The organism is Erysipelothrix anatis, from assembly GCF_009828745.1.
Taxonomy (GTDB): domain Bacteria; phylum Bacillota_I; class Bacilli_A; order Erysipelotrichales; family Erysipelotrichaceae; genus Erysipelothrix; species Erysipelothrix anatis.
The window spans coordinates 53,619-73,480 of the sequence record NZ_WTSX01000002.1 but is presented as its reverse complement, the minus strand read 5'-3'; the positions used below and the strand labels follow the sequence as shown (position 1 = coordinate 73,480).

The 19,862-nt window shown below is 39.6% G+C and carries 19 protein-coding genes; 16 read left to right on the top strand and 3 right to left on the bottom strand.

From position 1 onward, the window contains the following. Nucleotides 1-57 precede the first annotated feature (57 nt). Together GVV19_RS01860 and GVV19_RS01855 are read right to left on the bottom strand one after the other, a co-directional pair. Nucleotides 58-1,542: an ATP-binding cassette domain-containing protein gene (locus GVV19_RS01860; RefSeq protein WP_159645096.1), complete on the bottom strand. Its 1,485-nt coding sequence runs from the start codon at nt 1,540-1,542 to the stop codon at nt 58-60. Nucleotides 1,543-1,673: 131 nt separating this feature from the next. Beyond that, entirely contained in the window at nt 1,674-2,924 is a 1,251-nt protein-coding gene (locus GVV19_RS01855; RefSeq protein WP_159645094.1) for a replication-associated recombination protein A, read from the bottom strand. Nucleotides 2,925-2,985: 61 nt separating this feature from the next. On the opposite strand from GVV19_RS01855, the gene dtd reads away from it, so the two are divergent. The 6 genes from dtd (at nt 2,986) to GVV19_RS01825 (ending at nt 7,283) form a co-directional block, all read left to right on the top strand. Then, nucleotides 2,986-3,441: a D-aminoacyl-tRNA deacylase gene (gene dtd, locus GVV19_RS01850; protein ID WP_159645092.1), complete on the top strand. Its 456-nt coding sequence runs from the start codon at nt 2,986-2,988 to the stop codon at nt 3,439-3,441. 44 nt (nt 3,442-3,485) lie between these two features. Beyond that, the gene (locus GVV19_RS01845) at nt 3,486-4,337 is read left to right on the top strand and encodes a bifunctional 5,10-methylenetetrahydrofolate dehydrogenase/5,10-methenyltetrahydrofolate cyclohydrolase (RefSeq protein WP_159645090.1); all 852 of its coding nucleotides are present in this window, start codon (nt 3,486-3,488) and stop codon (nt 4,335-4,337) included. A gap of 9 nt (nt 4,338-4,346) precedes the next feature. Continuing rightward, complete coding sequence (locus tag GVV19_RS01840; protein WP_159638564.1) at nt 4,347-4,547, top strand: DUF951 domain-containing protein; 201 nt, start codon at nt 4,347-4,349, stop codon at nt 4,545-4,547. A gap of 2 nt (nt 4,548-4,549) precedes the next feature. Further along, entirely contained in the window at nt 4,550-5,653 is a 1,104-nt protein-coding gene (ychF, locus tag GVV19_RS01835) for a redox-regulated ATPase YchF (RefSeq protein ID WP_159638562.1), read from the top strand. Nucleotides 5,654-5,745: 92 nt separating this feature from the next. Then, complete coding sequence (locus GVV19_RS01830) at nt 5,746-6,069, top strand: cyclic-di-AMP receptor (RefSeq protein WP_159638560.1); 324 nt, start codon at nt 5,746-5,748, stop codon at nt 6,067-6,069. A gap of 41 nt (nt 6,070-6,110) precedes the next feature. Then, nucleotides 6,111-7,283: a M20 metallopeptidase family protein gene (locus GVV19_RS01825; RefSeq protein ID WP_159645088.1), complete on the top strand. Its 1,173-nt coding sequence runs from the start codon at nt 6,111-6,113 to the stop codon at nt 7,281-7,283. An 81-nt stretch (nt 7,284-7,364) separates the two neighbouring features. Here the strand turns inward: GVV19_RS01825 and GVV19_RS01820 are convergent, their stop codons facing one another. Then, on the bottom strand, nt 7,365-8,513 hold the full coding sequence (locus GVV19_RS01820; RefSeq protein ID WP_159645086.1) for a hydroxymethylglutaryl-CoA synthase: 1,149 nt from the start codon (nt 8,511-8,513) through the stop codon (nt 7,365-7,367). A 128-nt stretch (nt 8,514-8,641) separates the two neighbouring features. Between GVV19_RS01820 and GVV19_RS01815 the strand changes: the two genes are divergently transcribed. The 10 genes from GVV19_RS01815 (at nt 8,642) to GVV19_RS01770 (ending at nt 19,723) form a co-directional block, all read left to right on the top strand. Continuing rightward, nucleotides 8,642-9,814 (top strand): acetyl-CoA C-acetyltransferase, encoded by a 1,173-nt coding sequence (locus GVV19_RS01815; RefSeq protein ID WP_240914420.1) that lies wholly within the window; start codon nt 8,642-8,644, stop codon nt 9,812-9,814. Nucleotides 9,815-9,988: 174 nt separating this feature from the next. Then, entirely contained in the window at nt 9,989-11,431 is a 1,443-nt protein-coding gene (gltX, locus tag GVV19_RS01810; protein WP_159641545.1) for a glutamate--tRNA ligase, read from the top strand. Further along, on the top strand, nt 11,418-12,656 hold the full coding sequence (locus GVV19_RS01805; protein ID WP_159638550.1) for an HD domain-containing protein: 1,239 nt from the start codon (nt 11,418-11,420) through the stop codon (nt 12,654-12,656). The genes gltX and GVV19_RS01805 overlap by 14 nt, the downstream gene beginning before the upstream one ends. Beyond that, on the top strand, nt 12,649-13,875 hold the full coding sequence (locus GVV19_RS01800) for an aminopeptidase P family protein (RefSeq protein WP_159641546.1): 1,227 nt from the start codon (nt 12,649-12,651) through the stop codon (nt 13,873-13,875). The genes GVV19_RS01805 and GVV19_RS01800 overlap by 8 nt, the downstream gene beginning before the upstream one ends. Before the next feature lie 131 nt (nt 13,876-14,006). Continuing rightward, nucleotides 14,007-14,381, top strand: a complete 375-nt coding sequence (locus tag GVV19_RS01795) for a DUF1934 family protein (protein ID WP_159638546.1) — start codon at nt 14,007-14,009, stop codon at nt 14,379-14,381. Between the two features lie 4 nt (nt 14,382-14,385). After that, nucleotides 14,386-14,709, top strand: a complete 324-nt coding sequence (rpoE, locus tag GVV19_RS01790) for a DNA-directed RNA polymerase subunit delta (RefSeq protein ID WP_159638544.1) — start codon at nt 14,386-14,388, stop codon at nt 14,707-14,709. 195 nt (nt 14,710-14,904) lie between these two features. Continuing rightward, on the top strand, nt 14,905-16,524 hold the full coding sequence (locus GVV19_RS01785; RefSeq protein ID WP_159645081.1) for a CTP synthase: 1,620 nt from the start codon (nt 14,905-14,907) through the stop codon (nt 16,522-16,524). Nucleotides 16,525-16,550: 26 nt separating this feature from the next. Further along, nucleotides 16,551-17,417, top strand: a complete 867-nt coding sequence (fba, locus tag GVV19_RS01780; RefSeq protein WP_159638540.1) for a class II fructose-1,6-bisphosphate aldolase — start codon at nt 16,551-16,553, stop codon at nt 17,415-17,417. A 192-nt stretch (nt 17,418-17,609) separates the two neighbouring features. Then, nucleotides 17,610-18,365, top strand: coding sequence for a formate/nitrite transporter family protein (locus tag GVV19_RS01775; RefSeq protein WP_159645079.1), 756 nt, complete (start codon nt 17,610-17,612; stop codon nt 18,363-18,365). 95 nt (nt 18,366-18,460) lie between these two features. Next, on the top strand, nt 18,461-19,723 hold the full coding sequence (locus GVV19_RS01770; RefSeq protein ID WP_159641548.1) for a UDP-N-acetylglucosamine 1-carboxyvinyltransferase: 1,263 nt from the start codon (nt 18,461-18,463) through the stop codon (nt 19,721-19,723). Nucleotides 19,724-19,862 lie beyond the last annotated feature (139 nt).

The following is a 19,862-nucleotide window of genomic DNA, read 5'->3' as shown; positions in this document are numbered from 1 at the left end:
ACATGTCTCCTCTTTGTACATCTTAGTCATTATAGCATTCTCAATGTGATAAAGCGGTTAAAAATTTGCGGATGTGGCTGCGAATCCCTCAGTAGTTAACGTAAAACAGGTATCAAAAATGGCTGCCATCAATCCGCGATCGTGTGTAATGCAAAAGATTGCGCCAGGAAATGCTTCAAGCATTTCGGTGACTTCCTTTTGCGTGTCCGGGCTGAGGTTGCGAGTTGGTTCGTCAAGAATTAAAAGTTGGGGTGATTGATTCATTGCATGGAGCAAGGCAACCTTTGTGCGTTGTCCTCCCGATAGTTTATGCAAGGGAAGTGTCATTTCTTCACGCGAAAAACGCAAATGTGAGAGTGCATTACGTGTTGATTCAAGGGCGTCACGCGTGCCACTTGGTGCACAATGATCCAAGGGACTTAACGATAAATCCAAGTTTTTCCAAATATCTTGATAAACAACTTGATATGCAATTGAGGTTTGCGCGAGCGCTTCGGTCCATAAATTAATGAATGTAGATTTTCCAATTCCATTTGAACCTGTGCAAGCAATTTTACTGGTGCTCGTCATCGAAAAATGAATGGGTGTGGCTATCATCGGGTGAGACACATCCACATCGACAAGATGACGCTGTGAAATCGGTGCGACAGTATCGAGTACAAAAGTACTCGGCGACTCAACAGTACGCTGTTCAATCTGCGGCTGTTTATCATAACGTGCTTTTTGGGCTTTAAGATTTTTCATTTTCTTTTGAAGTCCGGGGTCTGCCCGATTGACGTTTTGCAATTGATGTCCTACTTTTTGATATTGTTGTTGCCACGTATCAATTTGTTTTTTGTGTTCGCGTTCTTGACTTGCGACAATTTGATTATGATGGGCAATTTTTCGTTGGCGAATATCCCAATAATCTGAATAGGAACCTTCAAAGAGTGTAATTTGTTGCTTGGTCTTTTTGTTGAGTAACTCAAAGTGTATGATTCGATTTGCGGTATGAGTGATAAGTGTAACGTCATGTGATACAAAAAGAATCGGCGTATCCTGCTCTAGCATCCAGGTTTCGAGCCATTGCAAGGTTTCAACATCGAGATTATTGGTAGGTTCATCGAGAACGTAAACATCGACATCTTCGAGCATGAGTTTGACCAACTGCAACTTGACACGTTCACCACCACTTAAGGTAGCAAGTGTTCGGTCAAAATCATCTTCCGTCAGATTGGGTAAAAGTTTATGGAACAGTTTGAGAAATACGGCGTAACGGTCCCACATATTATTTAATGCGAATTCGAGTACACTGAGATCAAGATCGCCCAGTGATACATCTTGGGACACGTAACCAAAAACAAGATTTGGTTGTGATATTGACCGTTGGATATCAAGATCCATTACATCTGGGTGATGGATGAGTGTTTTTAAAAAGACACTCTTTCCATTACCTTCTTCGCCGATGAGAGCGATGCGGTCATGTTGATTTACAGACATAGAAAAAGACGTGACAAGCTCACGTCCTTCTTTTGTCTTAGTGTTGAGACTAAAAGTAAACATTAGAAAACTCCTCCTTATTTAATATTTAGATTTAAATAATAAGAAATTGTCCCAATTGATTCACCAGTTTAGCGATGTGCTACCTCTCTAGTCAAATTAAGTGTACAAGTGGATAACGAAAAAGTCAAATCTCATACTTTTTGTTTCAACTTACGCAAATTATTCGTACGCTTAATCTTTTTAAGTGCAGTGCGATTGGCACTGTATGTTTTCTCGGCAGAGTTTTCATTACCAGGAATATAAAATTCTGTATCTTTGAGCTCATTTGGTAAATACTGGATTTTATTCCATAAATCGGAACGATCATAATCATACATATCAATCGGATCGACCCCGACAGCATTCAAGCGTAAGTACTTAGGAACTTGGTACGCGGTATTACGAACAGTATCTAAGGCACGATCAATGCCATGCTCGGCACTCTTGGATTTTGGTGATAAGGCGCACTCAATAACGACGACACTTAACGGAATACGTGCTTCTGGAAAGCCGATTCGGCGCGCAGCAGCTACGGCTTCAGCAACACGTGCACATAATGCAGGATTAGCAAGACCGATATCTTCGTATGCAATCGTAATCAAGCGACGTTCGATGGAATCAAAATCCCCGACTTGGATTAATTTAGCGAGATAGTACAAAGCGCCATCAACATCGCTTCCGCGAATCGACTTTTGGAAGGCGCTCAAAGTATCGTAGTAATTATCAGAGTCTTTATCCATTGAAATATTCATGGATAAAGAAAGGGCATTAAGATGCTGGGCTGTGAGGTGTGTATCTAATGTTGATTTGGTAAGAATCTCTAAGGCATTTAAAGCATAACGCGCATCACCGTTTGCACTTTTAGCGATGGTTGCAATGACATCATCATCAATCGATTTATCCGGATAGTGCTTGAATGCACGTTTAAGAACAGATTCTAAATGCGCGGTATCAATCGGATTAAACTCGAATAAGTGAACACGTGAACGGATTGCTGGGTTAATCGAGAAATAAGGATTAGCAGTTGTTGCTCCAATCATCGTGATGAGCCCACTTTCAATATGAGGTAAAAGAACATCTTGTTTGTCTTTATTGAGGCGATGGACTTCGTCGATAATCACAACAAGTCCTTGACTCATCTCAGCCTCCACAAATAACTGATCTAATTTTTTCTTATTATCAGAGACCGCATTGAAAAGTCGAAACGGACGTCCTAAAGTGTTTGCGATTGCCATCGCTGTAGTGGTTTTTCCAGTTCCGGGAGGACCGAAAAAAATCATAGATGGAATTTCTTTGTTGGTGACAAGATTGCGTAAAATTTGACCTTCCCCGAGTAAGTGGTCTTGGCCTGCAATTTCGTTAATAGTTTGTGGTCTCACAGTATGTGCTAAAGGTTTATTCATACAAATCTCCTTCTATATATTGTATCATGATTCGTGTAAAATAAGGCATAGAGGTGACACCATGAAAATAGTAATTCAGAAAGTTAAAGAAGCAAAAGTTATCGTTGATTCGGAAAGCGTTGGAGCGATTCAAGAGGGTTTTATGCTACTGGTAGGAATTGAAGTCGATGATGGCGAACGTGATATCCAAAAGGCAGCGGATAAAATTGCACAAATTCGTCTTTTTGAAGATGCCGAAGGAAAGATGAATCGGAGCATTCAAGATGTCGGTGGAAAAATTTTATCAATATCACAATTCACACTTGCAGCTGATGCCCGCAAAGGGAATCGTCCCAGTTTTATTGGTGCAATGCGGCCAGAATTGGCAAGTGAATACTTTGAACAGTTTAATGCGAAACTTAGAGCGCATGGAATTGAGGTTCAAACAGGTAAGTTTCAACACCATATGAACGTCATATTAGACAATGATGGCCCGGTTACCGTGATTCTAACTATCAAAGATGGTAAGGTCATTTAAGGTGTGATATTATTATGGGTGGAAATCGCTAAGGAGGGATAAGTATGAGTACACGTCTTGATGGTTTGCATGTTTCGAAAGAAATTCGAAAACAAATTGCACAAGAAGTTTCTGAGATTACGATGCAAGGAAACCGCGCCCCATCACTAACAGTTGTCTTGGTTGGAAACGATCCAGCTTCTGAAACCTATGTAAATTCGAAAATGAAGCAAGCGAGTGCTGTTGGGATGACTTCCAAGACTATTCGCCTAGAAGAAGATACGTCTGAAGATGATGTATTACGTCATATCCATGCCTTAAACGATGATGCAGATGTTGATGGAATTCTCGTCCAGCTGCCATTACCAAAACATATCAATGAAGACATAATTGTGGATGCCATCAGCCCAAGTAAAGATGTTGACGGACTTCATCCACTTAATGTTGGTCTATTGGAAATTAACCGCCCTCAGTTCATTTCGTGCACACCCAAAGGGATTATGCGCTTATTGGACTGGTATCATATTGATGTAACAGGCAAACGAGCGCTTGTCATTGGGCGAAGTCGTCTCGTGGGAAAACCCGTTGCGACACTCCTAACCCATGCGAATGCGACAGTTACCCTAGCACATTCTCGAACTCAAAATCTCGATACTTTGATTCAAGAAAGTGACATTGTAGTTGTGGCGATTGGGCAACCCAACTTTATTAAGGCATCTCAAGTTCAATCACATCAAGTATTGGTGGATGTTGGAATTCATCGAATTGATGGCATGATTGTGGGAGATGTTGATCCAGAAGCATATAAAAAAGTTGCTTATGCGACACCAGTACCGAAAGGTGTTGGTCCGATGACTATTGCAAGTTTATTGGAAAACACACTGCAAGCATACCGTGCGCAGCATGCGCAAAAATAAGGAGACCCTATGATTAAAAAAGAATATGGCCTTGGTGATATCGTTCAGATGAAAAAAGACCATCCCTGTAAAAAATCACAATACTTCAAAATTACACGTATGGGTGCGGATATTAAAATAAAATGTGAAGGCTGTGGTGCTGTCATCATGATGGAACGCCACGAATTTGAAAAGAAACTCAAAAAAATAATTGAAAGAAATGAGGCATAAATATGGCATTAACAGCAGGAATTGTTGGTTTACCAAACGTTGGAAAATCAACACTATTTAACGCAATTACAAAATCACAAGTTGAAGCAGCGAACTATCCGTTTGCGACAATTGAACCCAATGTAGGTGTCGTTAAAGTAAACGACAAACGCTTGGAAGATATTCGAAGCAAAATTGAATCTGAAAAAATTATTCCAACAACATTTGAATTTACCGATATTGCAGGGCTTGTAAAGGGAGCATCGAAAGGGGAAGGTTTAGGAAACCAGTTCCTTTCAAACATTCGTGAAGTGGATGCAATCGCTCACGTCGTTCGCTGTTTTGCAAATCCTGACATCGTGCATGAGCACGGGGTTGTCGGAGATCCAATCTCTGATATCGAAATTATAGAAATTGAATTGATGCTTGCTGATTTACAATCAGTTGAGAATCGCTTAAATCGTGTCGGTCGTAAAGCCAAATCAAACGATAAAGATGCACAGAACGAACTTAAAGTGCTTGATAAGTGTAAAGCAGTGCTTGAAGACAACCGTCCGCTTTCTGATTTGTCACTAACTGATGATGAAATGAAGCTGATTCGTACATTCCACTTCCTAACAATCAAACCTGTCATCTATGTTGCGAACGTAGATGAAGACAGTATCGCAAATGTTGAAGAAAATGAGATGTATCAAAAAGTTAAAGCATATGCTGAGGCACGTGATAGTCGTGTTGTTACTGTATGTGCAAAAGTTGAAGAAGATTTGTCTAGTCTTGCAGATGAAGAACGTGATGAGTTCTTAAGCGAACTTGGTGTTGAAGAGAGTGGTCTCGATGTTTTAGTCCGAAACGCATATGATATTCTTAGCTTGCGTACATTCTTTACGGCAGGGCCGAAAGAAATTCGTGCATGGACATTTACTGAAGGCATGAAGGCACCACAATGTGCTGGGGTAATCCATACTGATTTTGAAAAAGGATTTATTCGTGCCGAAGTCTACCATGTTAATGATCTTGTGGAACTTGGTTCTGAACAAGTCGTTAAAGAAGCTGGGAAACTTCGTTCGGAAGGTAAAGAGTATGTCATGAAAGATGGCGATATTGTCCATTTCCGCTTTAATAACTAAACTTAACAAAAAATTCACCAAATATCGCAAGTCATTGACTTGTGATATTTTTCTTTGTGTTATAATAAACGTAATAAGAGGGGAGAATACTTATGAAATTAGTACTCGCAATTGTATCAAACGATGATAGTTCATCTGTTTCAACAGCGCTAAACAAAGAGAATTTCCAAGTAACACGTCTTGCAACGACAGGAGGATTCCTACGAGCAGGTAACACAACTCTAATTATTGGTTGTGATGATGATCGTGTTGATTCTTGTTTAGAGATTATCGGTCGCGAAGGTAAAAAACGCACCGAAGTGGTTCCTTCCACAGCATCTTATGACATCGGACGCTATGCTTCGTTCCCAGTTGAAGTCCAAGTGGGTGGTGCAACAGTATTTGTTGTAGATGTCGAAGCATTCCACAAACTATAATCAAGTACCGCTGCGGCGGTACTTTTATTTAAGGAGACGCTATGAAAGCATTATTATTAAAAATGATTGAGGACCGAATGGATGAAATGATTGCAATACGTCGGCATCTCCATCAATTTCCAGAATTGTCATTCGCAGAAGTTGAGACTGCAGCATACATTAAAAACTTCTATGCGGAAAAACCCGTACAAATAGACACGATTTCAGAGCGTCACGGCTTTGTAGTTACGATTAACCCAGGAAAATCAGAACGTGTCCTCGCATTGAGAGCGGATTTTGATGCCTTACCAATGCAAGAGTTAGTCGAGAGTTCGTTTAAGTCTCAACATGATGGTATTATGCATGCGTGTGGTCATGATTTGCATACAGCAGCTCTTATGATTGCGGCTGATAGTCTCATCACACTTCGTGACCAATTACCGATTACTATCAAAATTATCCACCAACATGCCGAAGAAACACCTCCAGGAGGTGCTGTGGATTTCATGAACTCCGGACTTCTTGATGATGTAACCCGTATTTATGGAGCGCATGTGATGCCTGACGAAAAGCTCGGAACCATCCGTTATGCGAAGGCATCCATGATGGCCGGTAATGCCGCAATCACAGTTGATATTACTGGTTTAGGTGGACATGGTGCATCGCCACATCTAGCGAATGATGCAATTGTTGCTGCAAGTCAATTCGTTGTAGCGACCCAAAGCATTGTGTCTCGACGTATTGACCCACAAAAACCGGCCGTAATTACAATCGGATCGTTTGAGGGAAAAGGTGCTGATAATGTCATCCAAGAGCATGTTCATCTCGCTTTAAGCACGCGTTATTTCGAGGAAAGTGTTGAAAAATGTCTTGAATCAGAACTTGAAGCGCTGTGTCATGGGATTGCCGCTATGTACAAGGTTGAGGTTCGAATGAATCATTTAGGAGGATACCCCGCACTTGTAAATCATCCTGAAGTGGTATCGAAGATTATTCCAGTTCTTAAAAAAGCAGCCTTTCTTGATACGGTTGAAGAAATTGAGCCTGTACCATTTTCAGAAGATTTCGCAACGTATTTAAAAACAATTCCAGGTGCGTTTCTATTTGTAGGGTCATCTGCAGCACCATCTCCATATTTTTTACATAATCCTAAATTTGAAGCAGATGAACGGGTATTGGTAATGCTTGCGCAAACGATGATTGAACTAACAATTGCATATATCGATGAGCAATAACACATGAAACTTTGTGTATTTAGACGACAAAATCACAACATAACGCATAAAAAACAAACAAAAAAGGAGCAAAAGCTCCTTTTATTTATTATAAACACGTTTGTGGTGTTTGATTTCTTTAAGATAGAATGGTGATGTTTCGTGTGTTGTATCCAAGATTTGGTGCGAACCATCTTTAATTAACGATACATTATACATCGCTTCATAGGCATGAATCGATAGGCGTTTACGGGCATCAATCATGGTTTGATGATCCGAAACAAGATGGTCTTTGTAACCGTCCTCAAGAACACCGCTGAAAAATTCTCCAACAGCTCCTGAACCGTAACTAAACAATCCAATTCGAGAACCTGCGGCTAATGACCCTTTTTCAAGTAACGAAATAAGACTCAAATAGAGTGAACCTGTATAAATATTTCCAACCGTTCGGTTGTAATAAGTAGCGTGATTAAAATTCTCGAACAAATCAGGACGGGTATCTATATCTGCGACCATACGTAATGATTTAAGCCCTAGCTTGGTATACGGAATATGGAATGTTAACGCATTGAAATCATCAAGTGTACGGCCGGTATCTTCCATGTAGCGGTTAAACGTTGCTTCAAAGAATCGTTGGTATTGTTCGTTCGAATACTGACCATCAACAAATGCATAATCGCTGTAGTTTGGTCGCCAGAAATCCAAAATATCATCAGTAAAGTATGCAGCGTCATTATCCAAACTCATAATGCGCGGATTTGCAGCAATTAAAATCGCGACAGCACCGGCACCTTGTGTCGGTTCACCACCTGAATTTAAGCCGTATTTGGAAATGTCTGATGCGATAATCAGAGCCTTTTTGGTAGGGTTTAATGCAATATGACCTTTCGCAAGTTGAATTCCTGCGGTTGCAGCATAACAAGCTTGTTTCATTTCGATTGCACGAGCATAGGGGTTAATACCTAATAAATGGTGGATTGCAGTTGCACCTGCTTTTGACTGGTCGGTTCCGCTTTCGGTACCTAAGATAACCAAATCGATTGCTTCTAAATCTTCTTCGGATAAGATTCCAACGGCAGCATTCGCAGCCATAGTTATGGTATCTTGTGTGATAGGGGGCATTGCCATTCTATCTTGTCCAAGACCAATGGTATACTTGTTCACGTCAGCGTTACGCGCTGTAGCTAAATCGGCCATATCCAGAAAATATCCTGGAGAATAGAACCCGATTTTATCAATACCTATTTTCATAAAGTACTCCTTTTAATAGTAAAACTATTATACGGAGATTTGCCCAAATAGGCAAAGAATACGAAAAGTTTTGTTTTTGGATTAAACAAAAGGTATAATATACAGGCTAACACTATAAACAAAAAGGAGTGATCTATTTGCGCGACGTAGTAATTGTAGGCGCGGCCCGTACTGCTATTGGGAAATTTGGGGGAAGCCTCATTGGAACCACAGCCGTAGAAATCGGGACTGCCGTAATAAAAGAAGCGATGAATCGTGCACGAATCAAGCCGGAAGACGTCGATTATGTTGTTATGGGAAACGTGATTCAGTCGGGATTGGGACAAAACCCAGCGCGACAAGCATCCGTTCATGCGGGAATTCCATACAGCACACCAGCGATGACAATCAATGAAATGTGCGGTTCTGGGATGAAGTCAATTCATCTTGGAATGCAGTCAATTTTGCTGGGAGAAAGTGATATTGCAGTTGTGGGTGGTTTTGAAAACCTATCTCAGGCCCCACATATTGTAAAAAACGGTCGATTCGGTTCGAAAATGCGGAATCTTGAAACACAGGATACGATAACGGTTGATGGATTTACGGATGCCTTTACACAAGAATTAATGGGAATGACAGCAGAGCATGTTGCGGATCAATTCAATGTGAGCCGCGAAGACCAAGATGCATTTGCACTGGAATCTCAACTTCGTGCAAGCAAAGCACAACGCGAAGGTATCTTTAAAGCAGAAATTGTACCTGTAGAAACAAAAAAAGGGATTTTTGAGGAAGATGAATACATTCGTCATAACTCAACACTTGAAGGACTTCAAAAATTAAAACCAAGTTTTCGTGAGGGTGGTTCTGTAACAGCTGGAAATTCATCCGGAGTTAATGATGGTGCAGCTGCATTGGTTATTATGAGTCGAGAAAAAGCAGAAGCCATGAATCTTGAGATTCTCGCAACCATTAATGGATTTGCGGAAATTGGTATGGATCCATCAATTATGGGATATGCGCCCTATCTTGCAGTTTCTAAACTCGTTGAAAAAACAAAAATTGATTTAAACAGTGTTGATCGATTTGAATTGAACGAAGCATTTGCCGCACAGTCATTAGCGGTTATTCGTGATTTAAATATTGATGCTAATAAAGTTAATGTGAACGGTGGTGCAATCTCACTGGGGCATCCAATTGGAGCGTCGGGAGCACGTATTATGGTTACACTAATCTATGAAATGCTTCGATCCGAGTCTAAACGCGGAATTGCGTCACTATGTATTGGTGGCGGAATGGGTGTTGCGATGCTTTTGGATCGCTAAAATGATAAATAAGAAAAGGTTGGTACAGTGTATCAATCTTTTTGTTTTCGCTAAAATATACAACCATATTACGTGAAAATACAAGGTAAACCATGTAAATGCACATACTTAAATTGTAGGGAAAACACAGAACGTGATATAATAAATGCAATGTTTTTGAAAAGAGGTAAAAATATGGAAAGAGTTCGAGTTAGATATGCACCAAGCCCAACAGGGTTTTTACATATCGGAAACGCGCGTACAGCGTTGTTTGACTATTTAATTGCAAAACACTATGGGGGAGATTTCGTATTACGTATCGAAGATACAGATGTAGAACGTAATGTTGAAGGTGGCGAAGCGTCCCAAACATATTTCTTAAATTGGTTAGGGATTGAAGCAGATGAGTCTCCTGATAAACCCAACCCGAAATATGCGCCATACCGTCAAATGGAACGTTTAGATATCTACCGAGAATATACAGAAAAACTTCTTGAAAGTGGACATGCATATAAATGCTACTGTACTTCAGAAGAACTCGAAGAAGACTATAATCGCCAAAAAGAAGCTGGCTATGCATCAACACGATACAATCAAAAATGCTTACATCTTGATGCAGCTACGAAAGCAGCTTACGAAGCTGAAGGACGCCAACATTCTATTCGCCTCCATGTTCCAGAAGATCAAACCTATACGTTTGATGACATGGTACGTGGTGAAATCACTTTTGAATCCAAAGATATTGGGGACTGGGTGATTGTCAAATCAAATGGTATTCCAACTTACAACTTTGCGGTTGTGATTGATGACCACTTGATGGAAATCTCACACGTATTCCGTGGTGAAGAACACATTTCGAATACACCAAAACAAATGATGATTTTTGAGATGTTCAATTGGGAAATACCACGTTATGGTCACATGACACTCATTGTTAACGAAAGTGGTAAAAAACTCTCAAAACGTGATAACTCTGTGATGCAGTTTATCAGTCAATATAAAGATCAAGGATATCTTCCGGAAGCAATGTTTAACTTTATGGCACTTCTAGGATGGTCACCAAAAGGTGAGAAAGAACTCTTCACTAAAGAGGAATTAATTGCTGAATTTGATGAATCTCGTTTATCAAAAGCGCCATCAATGTTTGATGTTACCAAATTAACATGGATGAACCACCAATACCTAAAAGAAAAATCAGATGCAGAATGGCTTGAATTCGTGAGACCTTATGCTGCTGCAAGTCATGATCTTGCATCAAAAGATGAAGCATGGGTCGAGAAACTCTTGTTACTCTATAAAGACCAAACACAATATGGTTCTGAAATTGGAAGTCTGATTGATAGTTTCTTCAATGAGCCGGTTATTACAGAAGCTGAAGAAGAAGTACTTGCATGGGAGACAACCAAAACAGTGGCTGCGTCATTCTTGAAAAACCTACCCGAAGCTTGGTCAGTTGAAGCACTTAAAGAAGCATTTAACGCAACTAAAAAAGAAACTGAACTCAAAGGAAAACCATTATTCATGGGACTTCGTGTCAGTGCTACCCATCAATCACACGGACCTGATCTTATGAGTGCGTTATACTTAACAGGTTATGATGTGGTTAAAAAACGTTTAGAAACTTATGTCAACGCTTAATAAACGCTGTGCTGAGCAGAAAGTGATGCGTGACACCGTTCACGGATATATTCATGTAAATTATCAAGTAATCTGGGATCTGATAAACGCACCAGAATTCCAAAGACTACGACGTATCCACCAATTAGGTGGTACTTACATGGTTTATCATACTGCAGAACATTCACGATTTTCTCACTCACTCGGAGTCTACGAAGTAGTGCGCCAAATGATTGAAAAAGTCAGTGGGCTGAAAGAAAGTCTGTCCGAAGAAGAGCAAATTGCCCTTCTTTGTGCAGGTCTTTTGCATGATGTTGGACATGGTCCCTTTTCGCATGCGTTTGAATCTGTAACCTCGGTTCACCATGAAACATTCACAGATCGAATTATCCGCGAACCGTCTGAAATCAATCGGATTCTAAAACAAGCAAGTCCCGATTTACCGGAAATTGTAAGTGATATTATTGCGCATCGTCATGAACGAACATTATTAACACAGATAATCTCAAGTCAGCTCGATGCTGATCGTATGGATTATTTATTAAGGGATTCATACTTTACCGGTGTTAGTTATGGAGAATTTGACCTACAACGAATTCTTCGAACCATGAAGTTGGAAGGCGATCGCATCGTCATGAAAGAAAGTGGTATACACGCTGTTGAAGATTACATCATGGCGCGTTACCAAATGTACTGGCAAGTTTATCTTCACCCAGCATCACGAAGCTTCGAAGGGATTTTACTTTCTATTTTCTCAAGAATGCGTGATTTGATGACGACCAATCCAGAAATGTTGGATTGCGTTGCATTCTTCAAGCCGTTTTTGAATAATACAGAAATCTCACTTGAAGACCATTTCAAACTTGATGAGCCAGCGGTTACGCACGGGTTCACAGTACTTACAAACAGTGACGATCCAATTTTAAAAGACTTAGCGTTACGTCTTTTAAATCGGGTTCTCTTTCAATACGAAGATTTAACCGGAACCAATCAACTCGAAAAAATTCGTAGGGCAACGACACAAAATGGATATGATGCGAGATACTATGTTGTGGAAGACTTCACAACACAGACTTTGTATCAAAAGCCATATCGCAAAGAAGACACAAACTCAGGAATTTATGTATCAATTAAAGGTGACCTTGTTGAGTTATCTGAGGCATCATCAATTGTAAGAGGATTTGTGCAAGGGGAAGATAAAGAAGACCGTAAGGTATTCTATCCAAAGGAGATTGTATATGAATAGTCAAACATACATCACAATTCGTGAAAATATTATGAACGCACTACCAAAAAATACTGTAACGTTCTTATTTAGTGGTAAAGGTGTACGCAAATCAGCAGATGCGCAGTATCCATTTCAAGCAAACCGTAATTTCTACTACGCAACAGGGATTCAAGAACCAGAGGCTGTAGTTGTATTTGATAAGACAACACAAGCTGTGACGTTGTTCCTTCGTGAAATTGATCCAAATATGGAAAAATGGGTCGGTCACTACATGACGGAAGAAGAAGCACAGCTTATTTCTGGAATTGAAGATATTCGATACTTTGATGAATTTGATGCTTTTGTAAATTCGGTCATGGAACGAGACGTACAAATCGGTCTAGATTTTGATCACGACACAATAACAGAAGAGTTCCACGGATCGGGTTTAGCGTTTGTAGATTTTGTGGGTGAAGACCGCGTCGTTAATATCTTTGAAGAACTTGTTAGACTACGAATGGTCAAACTTCCGGAAGAAGTTGAAGCGATTAAGCATGCACTTGTTGTTACAAATGATGCCATTATGGGTGCTCTTGAAGAAGTGAAACCAGGGAACAATGAAAATGATGTTGCTGCACGTTTCTACTATGAAGGTATGAAACAACACGGTGACTTGATGTTTGATACAATTTTAGCTGGTGGAAAAAATGCAACAGTACTCCACTACATCGAAAATAATCAAGAACTACTGGATGGAGATCTAGTCTTATTCGATTTAGGAATCCGTGTTAATGGCTATGGTGGAGATATTTCTCGAACATTCCCAATAAATGGTAAATTTACAGATCGTCAACGTGATGTTTATCAAGTGGTCTTAGATACGTTCCATGCTGTTAATGAAGCAATTCGTCCAGGCATCAGCATCAAAACATTGAATGATCTTGCGAAAGAGTATCTTGCTGAGGGATGTATCCAATTGGGGCTCATAGAAGACCCTCAAGACGTCTCACGTTACTATTATCATGGTATAGGACATTCATTAGGGTTGGATACTCATGATGTCTGGATCGACCGTGAGGAGCCGCTCCAAGCAGGTAATGTAATTACAAACGAACCGGGACTTTACATCGCTGAAGAAGGCATTGGAATCCGTATTGAAACAGATGTCTTGGTAACTGAAGAAAGTAACGAAGATCTTGCCCCACAAATCATCCGTGAGGTTTCAGATATCGAAGCTTACTTCGAAAGCAAACAATAAGAAATGTGAATTCTGTATGAAAGTGCAACGATATCCGTGCACTTTCATTTTTTTTTGTTAAAATGTATTGACATTGTACCGTATTTTCATATAATGCAATGGTAAATAAGTAAGGGGGCAATCTATCCGTTTTGAAAATTACAGTTATACAAAAATCACGAGAAGCGAATGCAAAGACAGTTGATGAAAACGCAACACTACAAGATTTAGGTGTGTACAAGCGTATTAGTTATGTCGAAAAAAATGGCGCAGTTGTGATACTCGACATTACGGACCATGAAATTTCGCTCAAACGCCAAGACAGTTGGCTAACACAAGGTCTATTTCGTCGAGATGAATCGACAGAAATGCTCGTTAAAAACGAACATGGAACAATTGTATTTGATGTAAGTGTAGATGAAATGAAGATTGACAACAATGTATTTTATATTAGGTATCATTTAGACCAAGAAGGTCAACGTGTTGACACACTTGAGTTTGAATGTTGGTGGGAACCGGAGGTATAACATTATGGCATCTAAATCGTTAAGCGATATTGCATTTGATAAATTACAAAAGAAAAAGAAAGAAACTACTTTCCAGAAATTATGGGCTGAAGTTTCAGAAGAAGTTAAGCTACCCGAAGAAGCAGCTAAAAGAAAAGTTGCATCGTTTTACAATGCGTTAATGATGGACTCACGTTTCATCTCGTTAGAGGGAAATAAATGGGACCTTCGTGAACGTCATACCCTTGAAAGTTTACAAATTGACCCGGATCTTCTTGATGGTTATGATGACTATGAAGAAGAGTTTGAAGATTACCCAATTGAACTCAGCGTTACAGACGACGAGTAATTAATACAATAACCCAAACCTGCATTTTAGCGAATGCAGGTTTTTAAACCCTAAATGTAAATTTCCCGCTATATAAGTGGCTTTTTGTAGTGTCTCGATTTTTATGGTTGAATACCCATAACGAGTTTGATAGAATAATAAAGGGCAGTAGGCTTCCAGCGATGGGAGCTTTTTTATTTTTTAGAAGGAGATAATATGACAACAAAATATATTTTTGTCACTGGTGGTGTTGTATCAGGTATCGGTAAAGGTATCATTGCAGCATCAGTAGGACGTTTACTTAAAAACCGTGGTATGAAAGTGTTTATGCAAAAATTTGATCCGTACATTAACGTTGATCCAGGAACCATGTCACCATACCAACATGGCGAGGTTTTTGTAACCCGAGATGGTGCAGAAACAGACTTGGACCTTGGACACTATGAACGATTTATCGATGAGGAATTAACACGTAATGCAAGCATTACAACCGGACGTGTATATCAAAACGTTATTAATAAAGAACGTCGTGGTGATTATAATGGTGCGACTGTACAAGTTATTCCACATATTACAGATGAAATTAAAAATAAAATTTATGCAGCGGCTGAAGAGTCTGGTGCAGATGTTGTAATCACCGAAATTGGAGGAACAGTAGGAGATATCGAATCACTCCCATTCCTTGAAGCGGTCCGTCAAGTTCATGCCGAAAATGCTACTGAAGATGTTGTCTTTATCCACACAACTTTAATCCCAAAAGTACCTGCGAGTTCAGAGTACAAAACGAAGCCTACTCAACATAGCTTTAAGGAGCTAATGTCACACGGTATCAAAGCAAACATTATTGTTACACGTTGTGATGAGCCACTTACAAGCGATATGAAAAACAAAATAGCACTTTTCTGTGATGTTCGCGAGAATGCCATTATCGAATCACGTAATGTCGAAAATTTATACGAATTACCGTTAATGTTCCAAAAACAAGGACTCGATGAGTATATTGTTCATAAATTTGGTATTACTGATTTACCACAAGCTGATATGACAGAATGGAATGAAATGATCGATCGTGCATCCCATCTTCAAGATGATGTTAAAATCGCGTTGGTTGGTAAATATGTTGAATTAAAAGATGCTTATCTTTCAGTTGCGGAATCATTAATGCATGCAGGATACGAAGTAAGCAGTCGCGTTAATATCGACTGGATTGATTCAACAACAATTACTGAAGAAAACAAAGACGATATGTTAGCTAAGTACGATGGTATATTAGTTCCTGGTGGATTTGGCGAACGTGGTGTTGAAGGAAAAATTACAGCCGCACGCTTTGCACGTGAGAATAATGTACCGTACTTCGGAATTTGTTTAGGAATGCAAATTGCGATGATCGAATTTGGCCGTAATGTTTTAGGTATGGATGGTGCCCATACTACGGAAATTAATCCGGATACAAAATTCCCAATTATCGATATTATGGAAGATCAAATTCATAAAACAAACCTTGGTGGAACGTTGCGTTTGGGTGATTATCCTTGTGAATTGCAAGAAGGTACCAAAGCACGCGAACTTTATGGGTCAGATGTCATTTTTGAACGTCACCGCCACCGTTATGAATTTAATAACAAATACCGTGAGCAATTTGAAAAAGCAGGTGTTGTATTTAGTGGCTTGAGTCCTGATGGGCAATTAGTTGAAGTTGTTGAGTTGAAAGACCATATTCACTTTGTTGCTTCACAATATCACCCTGAATTTAAGTCAAGACCGAACCGTTCGCATCCTTTATTCAAAGGATTTGTGGCAGCCTCTTTGCAAAATTCTAAAAAGAGAGTAAAATAGAAGAGAAATTAGGAGGAAGCATAACTATGGCATTAGTTTCAGCAAAAGAAATTCTGGAAAACGCACGTGATGGACATTACGCGGTTCCAGCAATCAATATCAACAACTTAGAGTGGACAAAAGCAGTTCTCTCAACAGCACAAGAAATGAACTCACCAATCTTGGTTGCAGTTTCAGAAGGTGCTGGAAAATATATGACAGGTTACAAAACTGTTGTAGGTATGGTTAAAGGTATGATGGAAGAAATGAACATTACTGTTCCTGTTGCATTACACTTAGACCACGGTAGCTTTGAAGGTGCTAAAGAAGCGCTTGCTGCTGGATTTACATCTGTAATGTTCGATGGATCACACTTAGCAATCGATGAAAACTTGGAAAAAACTCGTGAAATCGTTGCAATCGCTCATGCACAAGGTGCATCAGTTGAAGCAGAAGTTGGATCAATCGGTGGAGAAGAAGATGGAATCATCGGTACAGGTGAATTAGCTGATCCTCAAGAATGTAAAACAATGGCTGACACAGGCATTGACTTCTTAGCAGCTGGTATCGGAAATATCCACGGTAAATATCCAGAAAACTGGGTAGGTTTAAGCTTCGAAACATTAGATGCAATTAAACAAGCTACAGGAAGCATTCCTTTAGTATTACACGGTGGTTCAGGAATCCCTGAAGACCAAATTAAAAAAGCTATCGATTTAGGTGTTTCAAAAATCAACGTTAACACAGAATTACAATTAGTTAACGCTGCAGCACTTCGCGACTTCATCGTTGCTGGTAAAGACCTTGAAGGTAAAAACTACGATCCTCGTAAACTTTTAGCTCCAGGATTTGAAGCAATGAAAGAAGCAGTTAAAGAAAAAATCGAAATCTTCGGTTCAGCTAACAAAGCTTAATTGAACTTCTCAAGAAATCGCTTCGGCGATTTCTTTTTTTTATGCGTAAGAAGGAATATATTCACGTAGATAACAACAAATATCGAGAAAAGAATGTAAGATACCTCAAAAAGACAGTCTTGTGATGAAAACATCTTGATTAAAGTGCGCCGCATGGATAAGATATCAAAGGAAAGTTTTTTGGAGGAGAATATGTATTCAATGGAAGAAACAGTTCAAAAAGTAACTGAACTGGGCCGTAAAAAAGTTGATAAACCATTTATGGCGAAAATAATTTTAGGTTTTTTGGCAGGAGCACTGGTTGCATTCGCATACTTAACCTACATAATCGTGACAGCACGTATCCCAGGGTTAGTAGGGGTATTAATAGGTGCTTCAATTTTCCCAGTTGGAATCATTGTGATTCTAGTAGCTGGAGGAGAACTGATTACATCAAATATGACAATCGTTTCCACTGCACTCTTTAATAAAGAAGTGTCAATCAAAGAACTCTTAGGAAACTGGGCAGTAGTAACGCTTGGAAACTTCCTGGGTTCATTGTTTGTTGTTTTAGTTGGCGTACAAATTTTAGGTATGCTTAGCCCGTATGTGGATCAGCTGCATACGATTGCGGAAGGGAAAATGCATTATACTGCATTTCAAATCTTTGTCTCGGGCGTGATGTGTAACTGGTTTGTTGGGTTTGCATCGTGGATGAGCGTTGGTGTTAAAGATATGAGTGCCAAAATCTTCTGTATTTGGTTCCCGGTTATGTTATTTGCATTACTTGGTTTCCAACATAGTGTTGCGAACATTTTCTTGCTCCTTGCAAGTAATGTTATGGGTGGTGTTTCAATTGGAGGATTTATCTTCAACTTTACATTCGCATATCTTGGTAATATTATCGGTGGTGGTGTCTTAGTGGGTCTCGCTTACACACTTGCAGCACGCCATAAGCCAGTAAAATAAGGGTCTTCACAAAAGACTCTTTTTATATGCGGTGCTTTGACTATAATTGTTTGACCATTTGGGGTATAATTACTATGACTAAAGGAGTTGTACAAATGGTAGAAATTATTAAAATCGAAGGTGGAAAACGTCTAAACGGAAAAGTAACAATTGGTGGGGCAAAGAATGCAACAGTAGCTTTAATACCTGCAGCAATCTTAGCGGATAACAGTGATGTCAATATCTATGGGGTTCCAAACATTTCAGATGTTGAATCATTGACTGAAATTCTTGAATCATTGGGAGTATCAGTTGAATCTCCGGAGTCTGGCCATTATAAAATTAACACTTCAAATATGAAAAATGTCGACTTAGACATTGATGCAGTCACACGTTTACGTGCATCGTATTACTTTATGGGGGCATTGCTTGGTAAGTTTAAGTCAGTGCGTATGATTATGCCAGGGGGATGCTATTTAGGGCCTCGTCCATTTGACTTACATTTAAAAGGATTTGAGGCTTTGGGAGCAACGGTTGATTACTCTCAAGGATACTACACTATTAAAGCAGATCATCTTGTTGGAGCAAAAATCTATCTTGATTTTGCATCAGTGGGAGCGACAATTAACATCATGCTTGCGGCTGTATTAGCGGAAGGTCGTACTGTGATTGAAAATGCTGCGAAAGAACCTGAAATTATTGATCTCGCTAACTTCTTAACTAAAATGGGTGCGAACATTCGTGGAGCAGGTACTAATGAAATCACCATTGAAGGGGTTACATCATTAAACGGAAAACCGCATGATATTATTCCTGATCGTATTGAAGCAGGGACCTACATTATTATGGCAGCTGCAATGGCTGATGATGTGACCATTGAAAACATTATTCCATTACATGTCGAAGCGTTGACGTCTAAATTAATTGAAATGGGCGTCAATATGGAAATTGGTGTTGATTCGATTCGCATCTTGAAATCAGAAGATTTGAAGGCTGTTGACTTTACGACTCAAACCTATCCAGGATTTGCTACAGATCTTCAACAACCGATGACTACGCTTCTGACGCGTGCGGAAGGAGCTTCAACTGTTAAGGAAACAATCTATGCGGAACGTTTCAAACATACGGCAGAACTCCAACGAATGGGCGCTACAATTAGCGTAGGGACTGCGCAAGCAACCATTACAGGTGTTACACCGTTATTTGGTAACAAAGTAACGGCAACTGACTTACGTGCTGGAGCATCATTGGTAATTGCTGGTCTTATGGCAGATGGTATTACTGAAATTCATGATATTTATCACATTGATCGTGGTTACGATGAAATTGATAGTAAACTCAAAGCATTGGGCGCTAAATTCTGGCGTGAAACAATCTAAAACTAATTTAAAAACCTACATTCAATGATGGATGTAGGTTTTTTTATGTTTGAATGGAGGTAACGATACCGATAAGGCGTATTATACGACCACTAATGCATAGTTAATTGAAGACTACAAAAAACTATGTAAGGATGGT

Coding starts and splice junctions, on each gene's coding strand:
- gltX (WP_159641545.1), top strand. CDS start 9,989: ATGGAAAGAGTTCGAGTTAGATATGCACCAAGCCCAACAGGGTTTTTA.
- GVV19_RS01845 (WP_159645090.1), top strand. CDS start 3,486: ATGAGTACACGTCTTGATGGTTTGCATGTTTCGAAAGAAATTCGAAAA.
- GVV19_RS01840 (WP_159638564.1), top strand. CDS start 4,347: ATGATTAAAAAAGAATATGGCCTTGGTGATATCGTTCAGATGAAAAAA.
- GVV19_RS01820 (WP_159645086.1), bottom strand. CDS start 8,513: ATGAAAATAGGTATTGATAAAATCGGGTTCTATTCTCCAGGATATTTT.
- GVV19_RS01855 (WP_159645094.1), bottom strand. CDS start 2,924: ATGAATAAACCTTTAGCACATACTGTGAGACCACAAACTATTAACGAA.
- rpoE (WP_159638544.1), top strand. CDS start 14,386: ATGGCATCTAAATCGTTAAGCGATATTGCATTTGATAAATTACAAAAG.
- GVV19_RS01770 (WP_159641548.1), top strand. CDS start 18,461: ATGGTAGAAATTATTAAAATCGAAGGTGGAAAACGTCTAAACGGAAAA.
- GVV19_RS01830 (WP_159638560.1), top strand. CDS start 5,746: ATGAAATTAGTACTCGCAATTGTATCAAACGATGATAGTTCATCTGTT.
- GVV19_RS01800 (WP_159641546.1), top strand. CDS start 12,649: ATGAATAGTCAAACATACATCACAATTCGTGAAAATATTATGAACGCA.
- GVV19_RS01825 (WP_159645088.1), top strand. CDS start 6,111: ATGAAAGCATTATTATTAAAAATGATTGAGGACCGAATGGATGAAATG.
- GVV19_RS01785 (WP_159645081.1), top strand. CDS start 14,905: ATGACAACAAAATATATTTTTGTCACTGGTGGTGTTGTATCAGGTATC.
- GVV19_RS01775 (WP_159645079.1), top strand. CDS start 17,610: ATGTATTCAATGGAAGAAACAGTTCAAAAAGTAACTGAACTGGGCCGT.
- GVV19_RS01860 (WP_159645096.1), bottom strand. CDS start 1,542: ATGTTTACTTTTAGTCTCAACACTAAGACAAAAGAAGGACGTGAGCTT.
- GVV19_RS01805 (WP_159638550.1), top strand. CDS start 11,418: ATGTCAACGCTTAATAAACGCTGTGCTGAGCAGAAAGTGATGCGTGAC.
- fba (WP_159638540.1), top strand. CDS start 16,551: ATGGCATTAGTTTCAGCAAAAGAAATTCTGGAAAACGCACGTGATGGA.
- dtd (WP_159645092.1), top strand. CDS start 2,986: ATGAAAATAGTAATTCAGAAAGTTAAAGAAGCAAAAGTTATCGTTGAT.
- ychF (WP_159638562.1), top strand. CDS start 4,550: ATGGCATTAACAGCAGGAATTGTTGGTTTACCAAACGTTGGAAAATCA.